We start from the raw sequence: 8480 nt of genomic DNA, 5'->3' as shown, positions 1-8480 counted from the left end.
TGGGCGGGCCGCAGGTGGAAACCCATCGCGAGCTGCTCAATCGCATCCAGCGCGAGGCAAGGCGCAACCGGCCGCTGCTGCCGCTGCCGGTTGGCCTGGCCAAATTCATGGCGGTGCTGCTCGGCATCCTGCCGTTCAAGCCGCTCATCACCGCCGATCAGGTCGATCTTCTGGGCGTGGACAATGTGGTGTCCGAGGCGGCGCAGAAGGACAAGCGCAGCTTCGCCGCCTTCGGCATCACCCCCACCGCCATGGATACGGTGCTGCCTTCCTATCTCTTCCGCTATCGCCGCCACGGCGAATTCAACCGCGAGGCGCGCGCCGCCTAAAAGAGCATGGACAGCGGCGCCGGGCGCTCCACCGGCGTCTGGATGGCGATGGTGCGCCCCTCGCGTGCCGCGATCTCGAAGGCTTCCATCACCTCGAGCACATGCAGGGCCAGATCGCCATTGGCGCGATGGGGGCGGTTTTCGAGAATGGCGGCGGCCATGTCGGCCACGCCCAGCGAGCGGTAATTGCCATCCGCGTAAGGATGGGTCACCGGCACCTCGTTCCAGTCCTTTTCGCCGATGCGACGCAATTGCACGGCGCCGCCGAAGAAATTCGGATCGGGAACGACAAGGCTCGCCTCGGTGCCGTAAATCTCGAGCGGCAGGTGGCGATGGGCCGCCACATCGAAGCTCAGCCCCACCTGCACGATGGCGCCATTGGCAAAGCCCAGCGCGCCGGTGACATGGGTGTCCACCTTCACATCCATGCGCTGGCCGCGCTTGGGCTCCGAGCCGACGACGCGCGCGCTGCGCAGGCGCGAGGCCATGGCGGAAACTTGCGTCACCGGGCCGAGAAGGTTGACCAGGTCGGTGATGTAATAGGGCCCCATGTCGAGCACCGGCCCGCCCCCGATATCGTAGTAAAAGGCCGGATCGGGATGCCAGCTCTCATGTCCTGGGCACAGGAAGAAGGCTGTGCCGCCCACGATTGTGCCGAGCGCGCCGCTATCGAGAACGGCGCGGGCCTGCTGATGGGCGCCGCCCAGAAAGGTGTCGGGGGCCGAACCGATGCGCAGTCCGGCCGCATCGGCGGCAGCCAGCAGCTTTTGCCCTTCGGCAAAAGTGATGCCCAGCGGCTTTTCCGAATAGACATGCTTGCCCGCCGCCAGCGCCCGCAGGCCCACCTCGACATGGGCGCGCGGAATGGTGAGGTTCACGATAAGGGCAATTTCGGGATCGGCCAGCATCGCCTCGATGCTCATGGCGGCAAGGCCGAATTCGGCGGCCCGCGCCGTGGCGGCCTCGGGGCGCAGATCGGCCAGCCCCTTGATATCGAGCACCGGAAAGCCGGGCAGGCTGTCCCTTCCCGTGATGGCCTTGAGATAGGCCGACGAAATATTGCCGGTGCCGATAAAGCCGATCCCCACGCGCCCCGTCGTCATTTATATCGTTCTCCCTGTGCGATCGGGGCGAGATTACAGCATGTCTGCCGAAAGTGGGAACCGGTTTCGGGATAAAGACATGCGCAAAAACAAAAGGCTAAAGCGCATGGAGCGAATCTGAAAGATCGCGACGCGCTTTAGTCCGGCCCTTGGGCCGGCGCCAGAGCGGGCAATGAATTTATTGCGCGCGCCCTTCGAGCCTGTCGAGGCGGCGGGCCAGCTCCTGCATGGCGGCGATCAGGGGCGCGATGAAGGCCTCGTAGCGCAGGCCCTGCTCGCTCTCGGGATCGGCCGGATCGGCCAGCACATGGCCGGCGAAGTCGCGGCCGCCCAGCACGGCCTGCACCTGCTGGGCGAGAAGGCCATAATGCCGGCGCGAGCCGGGCCGGGGCCCGGCCTGGCCGTTCCCGCCCACGCGCCAGCGATAGGCCACCGGCTCCAGCGCCCGGATGAAATCGAGCCCGAGATCGCAGGGCGCGATGTCGGTCTTGAGGCGCCGGTCCGAGGTCTGGATGGCGCCGGTGGCCGACCAGATGGCGGCCCAGCGCGCGCCCGAAGCGCCCAGCGTCACCGCATTGTCCTGCGCCGGGCGCAGGCTGCCGGCAATGCTGAGGGTCCCCGTCGCGGCGTCGATCCCCAGCGCAGTGAGCCAATCGTCCCCATCGGGGCTGACCTTGATGCTGAAGCTGTCATTGCCGGAAAGCCCCATCTCGGCCCGGCCCGACCAGCCGCTTTGAAACAGCAGGCTGGCCGTATCGGCCGGCGCCGCCTTGTTGAGCTTGAGCTGGTGGCCATTGCCGGCATGGGTGAGCAGCGTCGCCGGGGCGGAGACGGCCAGCCGGTTGGTGGCGTCGGCGGCCGCATTGATGCCCAATTGCTCCAGCGCCCCCGACAGCGAGGCCAGCGGCGTCCAGCCATCGTCCCCGAAGACATATTGGGTGCGCTCGTCCACGACATAGACCTGCCAGCCGGGAGCGGGATCGAGGAACGTCCAGGCCCCGGCCTGCCAGACCGCCATCTCGTCGGCATGGCCGGCCCAGGTGCCGCCGGCACCGGCGGCGACCAGCCAGGCTTCCCCTTCAAGGGGAGAGGCCGGGGGCGCCGGCAGGCTGCGGCTGGCCGCTATCGGCTGCACCAGCGCATCCAGCGCCTGGATGGCCTCGTTATGCGTCACGTGCTTTTGCGCCTGCCCCGGCATGATATAGGGCAGCGACAGGCGGGGGGACTGGTCCATGGACGTTCTCCTGTTTCACAAGAGACAGTCTAGGACCGGGCGGGAAAGCGGGGATAAGCCGACTCAGGCCAGCGCCGCCTCGACCAGGGCGCGGGCATGCAGGTCGGTGGTGTCGTAGACCGGCAGGGGGCTGACGGAATCGTCGATCAGCATGCCGATCTCGGTGCAGCCCAGAATGACGGCCTCGGCGCCGCGCGCCGCCAGGCGCTCGATGGCGTTGACATAGAGGCGGCGCGATGGCTCGGTCACGATGCCCCGGCACAATTCTTCGTAGATGATGCCGTTGAGATTGGTGCGGTCCACCTCGGGAATGAGCGGGGTGAGGCCGGCCTCGACCAGCCGGTCGCGGTAAAAGCCCATTTCCATGGTGAAGCGCGTGCCCAGCAGGCCCACAGTGGTGAAACCATCGGCCAGAAGCGCCGCGCTGGTGGGCGCGGCGATGTGCAGGAAGGGAATGTCGATGGCCCCGGCGATCCGGTCGGCCACGATATGCATGGTGTTGGTGGCCAGCCCGATGATGCCGGCACCGGCCTTCTGCAGGCGCCTGGCGCTTTCGGCGAGGATCGCCCCGGCTCCGTCCCAGTCGCCGGCCGATTGCAGGGCGGCGATGGGGGCGAAATCCACCGATTCGATCACCATGGGAGCCGAATGCAGCCCGCCCAGCCGCGCCGCCGCCTGCTGGTTGACGATGCGATAATAGTGGGCGGTGGATTCCCAGCTCATGCCGCCGATGAGGCCGATGGTCTTCATGGCCGGGCAAACCGCGCCGGAATATCGGCGAAACCGGCGGCAATGGTGCGGTAGGCGTCTTTCTTGAACGGCACGATGAGGCCGGGCGTCTGCTCCAGCCGCTCCCAGCGCCAGGCGTCGAATTCGGGTTTGAACCGCCCGCCGCCGGGGGAGAGCACGTCGATCTCGCTGTCGGGGCCGGTAAAGGCGAAGGCGAACCAGCGCTGGCGCTGGCCGCGATATCTGCCCTTGAGCGCGATGCCCAGGGCCGCGTCGGGCAGATCGTAATAGACCCATTCGGGCAGCTCGGCCAAAAGGCTGACGCTGCGCACGCTGGTCTCTTCCTCGAGCTCGCGCAAGGCGGCCTTGAGCGGGTCCTCGCCCTTGTCTATGCCCCCCTGCGGCATCTGCCAGGGCGCGGCGATCTCCTCGCTGCCCTCGGCCTCCTGTTCGGGGCGACGGCGGCCGATAAGGACCAGGCCCTCCGCATTGAACAGGGCGACGCCGACGCAATCGCGGTAAGGCAGGCTTTCTCGGTTTGGGGCGGGCATGGGATCTTCCTATTGCATCAGCGCGCTGGCGGGCACCAGCACGACGCCCCGCGATTCCAGCTCCCGCGACCATTCCGTCACCGCCGAAACCGATATGGGCAGGGCACTGATAATACCGATCGCCTGGCCGCTCTCCAGTGCGGTGCGCTCAAGGCTGGCCAGCGCCGACTGAATAGCCTGTGGCGAGGGGTTGGCGTCGATCATCATGTCGACGCGGCCGAAGGGCATCTTGTTGCCCGCCGCCAGCTGCGCCGCCAGCGAGCGATTGGACGAGCCATCGTCGAGATAACCCAGCCCGCGCGCGCCCAGCTCTTCCATGACCGGGGCGAAATCGGCCGCCGAGGCGGTGAAGCGCGCGCCCATATTGTTGACCACCCCGGCATAGCCGCCAAAGCGCGCCATCAGCCAGAACAGCTTTTCCAGATTGGCGCGCGGCGCCTCGCCGGTCAGCAGGGTCTGCGGGCCAGGATCGTTCTGGGGAAAATCGAAGGGTTCGAGCGGGATTTCGAGCAGCACCTCATGGCCGCCGGCGCGGGCGGCGGCCACGGTGTTGGCCAGCGTCTTGCCATAGGGGGCGAAGGCCAGGGTCACATCGTCGGGCAATTGGTCGATGGCGTCGAGCGAACCCTGCTCGTTGATGCCCAGCCCGCTCACCACGATGGCGACGCGCGCCATCCCCGCCACGGGCGGCGCGGGGCGCGAATAGGCGGCAAAGGGCGTCTGCCCGGTGGCCGATATGCGCGGAATGGCGCCATCGGCGGTTTCCTCGCTGAGATCGGGCAGGGCCCCGAACATGTCGGGCAGAGAAGCGATGGCGGTGCTGCCGCCCGGTGGCGGCGGGGGTTCGGCGGCGATGGGATATTGCTGGGGATCGGCGGTGATGGTCACCTTGCCGTCGCTGACGGCATTGGCCAGGGCGTTGGAATTGCGCGTATTGGTGATCGCCACTTCCTGGCTGGGCCGGCCGCCATTGGGGTCCTCCACCAAAGCGATGCGCAGCCCGAAGCCGAGCCCGATCAGCGCCAGCAGGCCGAACAGGACCCGCGCCACCGGCAGGTGGCGGCGCGCGCCATCGCGCCGCCCGGTAAGCGGGGTGCTCAGGTCATCGGCCATGATGGCGCCGCAAGCTCATGGCCCGCCCGCCTACTCGGCCCGGGGCGGGAAGGCCGGATTGGTCTCCTCGCCATTGATGAGGCGGATGGCGTATTGGAGCTGGTCATCCTTCTCCTTGTCGGCCGGGACATAGACCGAGGAGCCGACCGTGGTCTCTTCCTGGCCTTCCACGGTGATGTGGCCGGCCAGCCCCGCCTCGCCGATGATCTCGTCGCGGCCCTGGAATTCCTCGGGCACGGTCTGCTTGATCTCGATGTCCGGGGTGATGCCCAGCGCCTGGATGGAGCGGTTATTGGGGGTGTAGTAGCGGGCGGTGGTGAGCCGCATAGCCCCGTCGCGCCCCAGCGAGATGACCGACTGCACCGAGCCCTTGCCGAAGGAGCGCGTACCCACCAGGGTGGCCCGCTTGTGGTCCTGCAACGCTCCGGCGACGATTTCGGAGGCCGAGGCCGAGCCGCCATTGATGAGCACCACCAGCGGCACGTCCTGCAGCAGCTCGTCCAGGGGATCGGGCTCGGCGTCGTATCGCGCGCTTTCGCTGGCCGTGCGGCCGCGCGTCAGCACCACCGCGCCGCGCTTGAGGAAGGCGTCCGAGACATAGACGGCCTGTTCCACCAGGCCCCCCGGATTGTTGCGCAGGTCGAGGATGATGCCCTTGGGCGGGACGTTCTCGCGCTGGGCATAGATGTCCTTGATGGCCTTTTCGATCCCCCTATAGGCCTGCTCGGAGAAGCGGGCGAGGCGCAGCACCGCCACATCCCCCTCCAGCGTCCAGCGCACGGCGCGCAGGGCGATGGTGGCGCGGGTGAGGTTAAACTTGAGCGGCTCGGAAACGCCCTCGCGATAGATGGTGATCTCGATGTCGGTGTTCACCGGCCCGCGCATCTTGTCCACGGCGTCGTCCAGCGAGATGCCCTCGATGGAAACCCCGTCGATTTCGAGGATGATGTCATTGGACAGGATGCCGGCGCGCGCCGCCGGGGTGTCGTCGATGGGCGAAACCACCTTGACGGCGCCGTCCTCCATGGTGACCTCAATGCCCAACCCGCCGAATTCGCCGGAATTGTCCTGGCGCATGTCGTCATATTCGGCCGGAGGCAGATAGCCAGAATGCGGATCGAGCGAGCTGAGCATGCCCTGGATGGCGGCGCGGATCAGCTCCTTCTCGTCGGGCACATCGACATATTCGCGCCGGATGCGGTCGAAGATGTTCCCGAACAGATTGAGGTCGGAATAGATTTCGAGCGGATCGCGCGACACCGTTTCGGGCGGCGCCTCCAGCTCGTCTTCCACCGGATGGTCGGGCGTCGGGGCTTCCTGGGCGATCAGGAGCCCGGCGGGCACCGACAGCGCCAGAAGCAGGGCAAGCATGCGAAGGGGGGGAAGGCGCATGAGAGGTCTATCCACTCTGAGTCGGGTTGGCCCACCATCCGGTTGGATCGAAGGGCTCGTTGTTCTGTCGCAGTTCAATATAGAGGGTCGGCTGGGCGGCGCCAGCATTGGTGGTGATCGAGCGTCCAATTGTGCGTGATCCCATGATGCCCATCGGCATGCCCATCTGCACGAATTGTCCGATATCGACGCTGACCTCGGCAAGCCCCGCCAGAAGGGCCGTGTAGCCCTGGCCGGTATTGAGAATGACGATTTGGCCGTAATTGAGGTAAGGCCCCTTGTAGAGCACCCAGCCATCGGCCGGCGCCACCACCTGCGCCTCGGCGCGGGTGACCAGGGAAATGCCGTGGCTGATGCCGCCAAAGCCGTCATTGGCGCCGTAATCGAGCACGTTGACGCCGTTGGCCGGCATGGCGAGCCACCCCCGGGCCGCCCCGAACGGCACCGCCGGCTCGGCGCGGGCGCTGTTGGCGAAGGCGGTGCGGATCTCCTCGGCGCTAAACTGGGGCAGGTCGGGATCGACGGGCCTGGTGGCGGCGCCCGGCGTGCCGACTGCCCCGGCGCGGCTGGAGAGCCCCTCGATCAGCTCCTTGAGCGAGCTGGCGCGGGCGGCCAGCGCCACCGCCTCGGCTTCCTCGGCCGCCAATTCCTCGCTGCGCCGGTCGATGCCCTGCTTGCGCGCCGCGATCAGCGTGGCGATGCGCAACTGCTCTTCTTCGAGCACGGCATAATTGGCCTTGAGCGTGGCTTCTTCCTCCAGCGCCTTGCCCTTGATGTCGGTGAGGATGCGCAGATCGGCGGTGACCGCATCGGCGCGGGCGCGCAATTGCGGCACGATGGCGGTGATCAGGATGGCGCTGCGGGCCGAGCCGAGCGCGTCGTCCGGATCCACGATCAGCGCCGGGGGCGGGTTGAGCGTGATCCGCTCCAGCGCCGCCAGCACATTGGCGATTTCGGCGCGCGAGCCATCCAGGCGTCCCCGCACTTCCATTTCCGAAACGATGAGCCCGGACAGGCGCTCCTCGACATCGGCCACCTCGATCTCTGCCAGCCTTACCCGCTGGGCGGCGGCGATGAGGGCGGCGTTCTGCCGGGTGCGGTCGCCCTCCATCTCGGCGATCTCGGCCTTGAGCGCATCGATGCGGCTTTGGCTGAGCGAGATGGAAGCCTCGATCGCCTCCAGATCGGCCGGGGTCGGGGCGGGCGCTTCTTCGGCCTGGGCGGGCACGGTTTCGGCCGGCGCCCCGGTCTCGTCCTGGGCCGGCACGGCGAACGGCACGAGGCCGGCCAGCATCAGGCCAGCCAGCGCGCCCACCCGTCTTTTGCCCGGCCTTATCGCCATTGGGTCTCCCTGGCGCGTCGCTGCGCCCGAATCAGTGAGGGGCACAATAGCAATTTGCCGGCAAAGCGCAGGTTAACATGGCTTAACCATAAGAGGGTCAGTCGCCGCGATGATAGGGGTGGCCGCTGAGGATGGTGACGGCGCGGTACAATTGTTCGGCCAGCATGATGCGGACCAGCTGGTGGGGCCAGACCATGGGCGAAAAGCTCAGGGCCAGATCGGCCGATCGCACCAGGTCCGGGTCGATGCCATCGGCGCCCCCGATGATGAAGCTCACCGCCGGCCGGCCGGTATAGCGCCATTTTTCGAGCTGGCGGGCAAAGGCCTCCGATCCCATGGATTTGCCGCGCTCGTCCAGCGCCACCAAAGCGCCTTCGGGCAGGGCGGCGCGCAGGGCGCGCGCCTCCTCGCTCTTGCGGGTCGCGGCGGCGCCGGCGCGGGATTCGCCCAGTTCGATGACATCGAACCCCGTCAGCGCCAAGGGGCGCCCGCTGGCGCCGGCCCGCTCAAGATAGCGCGCGACCAACTCGCGCTCGGGGCCGGACTTCATGCGCCCCACCGCCGCTATGGCGATGCGCATGGCGCCTAGACCATTTCGCTGTTTCGCCGAAACAGCGAAATGGGTCTAAGTCTTTGTTTTGTCGCGTTTCCGAACCGCAAAACCGTTGCCACTTTTGCTGGAAACGC

Annotated in this window: 8 protein-coding genes and 1 pseudogene; 1 reads left to right on the top strand and 8 read right to left on the bottom strand. The window is 67.3% G+C overall.

From position 1 onward, the window contains the following. Positions 1 to 329: pseudogene (locus VDP82_RS10165) on the top strand (complex I NDUFA9 subunit family protein); the annotation flags it as partial. Here the strand turns inward: VDP82_RS10165 and VDP82_RS10160 are convergent. The 8 genes from VDP82_RS10160 to rlmH all read right to left on the bottom strand — a co-directional run bounded on the left by VDP82_RS10160 (position 326) and on the right by rlmH (position 8373). Beyond that, positions 326 to 1432 (bottom strand): Gfo/Idh/MocA family oxidoreductase, encoded by a 1107-nt coding sequence (locus VDP82_RS10160; RefSeq protein WP_323014733.1) that lies wholly within the window; start codon positions 1430 to 1432, stop codon positions 326 to 328. The pseudogene VDP82_RS10165 and the gene VDP82_RS10160 sit on opposite strands and share 4 nt — an antisense overlap. A 178-nt stretch (positions 1433 to 1610) precedes the next feature. Further along, on the bottom strand, positions 1611 to 2666 hold the full coding sequence (locus tag VDP82_RS10155; RefSeq protein WP_323014732.1) for a DUF2793 domain-containing protein: 1056 nt from the start codon (positions 2664 to 2666) through the stop codon (positions 1611 to 1613). Between the two features lie 63 nt (positions 2667 to 2729). After that, positions 2730 to 3416: an aspartate/glutamate racemase family protein gene (locus VDP82_RS10150; protein ID WP_323014731.1), complete on the bottom strand. Its 687-nt coding sequence runs from the start codon at positions 3414 to 3416 to the stop codon at positions 2730 to 2732. Then, complete coding sequence (locus VDP82_RS10145; protein ID WP_323014730.1) at positions 3413 to 3946, bottom strand: RNA pyrophosphohydrolase; 534 nt, start codon at positions 3944 to 3946, stop codon at positions 3413 to 3415. Before VDP82_RS10145 ends, VDP82_RS10150 begins: the two co-directional genes overlap by 4 nt. Before the next feature lie 9 nt (positions 3947 to 3955). After that, positions 3956 to 5059 (bottom strand): divergent polysaccharide deacetylase family protein, encoded by a 1104-nt coding sequence (locus VDP82_RS10140; protein ID WP_323014729.1) that lies wholly within the window; start codon positions 5057 to 5059, stop codon positions 3956 to 3958. Positions 5060 to 5089: 30 nt separating this feature from the next. Further along, a complete protein-coding gene (locus VDP82_RS10135) occupies positions 5090 to 6451 on the bottom strand; it encodes a S41 family peptidase (RefSeq protein WP_323014728.1) in 1362 nt (453 codons plus the stop codon). Positions 6452 to 6458: 7 nt separating this feature from the next. After that, a complete protein-coding gene (locus VDP82_RS10130; protein WP_323014727.1) occupies positions 6459 to 7793 on the bottom strand; it encodes a murein hydrolase activator EnvC family protein in 1335 nt (444 codons plus the stop codon). 97 nt (positions 7794 to 7890) lie between these two features. Further along, positions 7891 to 8373, bottom strand: coding sequence for a 23S rRNA (pseudouridine(1915)-N(3))-methyltransferase RlmH (gene rlmH / locus VDP82_RS10125; protein ID WP_323014726.1), 483 nt, complete (start codon positions 8371 to 8373; stop codon positions 7891 to 7893). Positions 8374 to 8480 lie beyond the last annotated feature (107 nt).

Origin of the sequence: Devosia sp. (genome assembly GCF_034675085.1) — a bacterium.
Taxonomy (GTDB): Bacteria; Pseudomonadota; Alphaproteobacteria; order Rhizobiales; family Devosiaceae; genus Devosia.
This window is presented reverse-complemented; position numbering and strand designations above follow the sequence as displayed.

Coding starts and splice junctions, on each gene's coding strand:
- VDP82_RS10130 (WP_323014727.1), bottom strand. CDS start 7,793: ATGGCGATAAGGCCGGGCAAAAGACGGGTGGGCGCGCTGGCTGGCCTG.
- VDP82_RS10155 (WP_323014732.1), bottom strand. CDS start 2,666: ATGGACCAGTCCCCCCGCCTGTCGCTGCCCTATATCATGCCGGGGCAG.
- VDP82_RS10145 (WP_323014730.1), bottom strand. CDS start 3,946: ATGCCCGCCCCAAACCGAGAAAGCCTGCCTTACCGCGATTGCGTCGGC.
- VDP82_RS10150 (WP_323014731.1), bottom strand. CDS start 3,416: ATGAAGACCATCGGCCTCATCGGCGGCATGAGCTGGGAATCCACCGCC.
- VDP82_RS10135 (WP_323014728.1), bottom strand. CDS start 6,451: ATGCGCCTTCCCCCCCTTCGCATGCTTGCCCTGCTTCTGGCGCTGTCG.
- VDP82_RS10140 (WP_323014729.1), bottom strand. CDS start 5,059: ATGGCCGATGACCTGAGCACCCCGCTTACCGGGCGGCGCGATGGCGCG.
- rlmH (WP_323014726.1), bottom strand. CDS start 8,373: ATGCGCATCGCCATAGCGGCGGTGGGGCGCATGAAGTCCGGCCCCGAG.
- VDP82_RS10160 (WP_323014733.1), bottom strand. CDS start 1,432: ATGACGACGGGGCGCGTGGGGATCGGCTTTATCGGCACCGGCAATATT.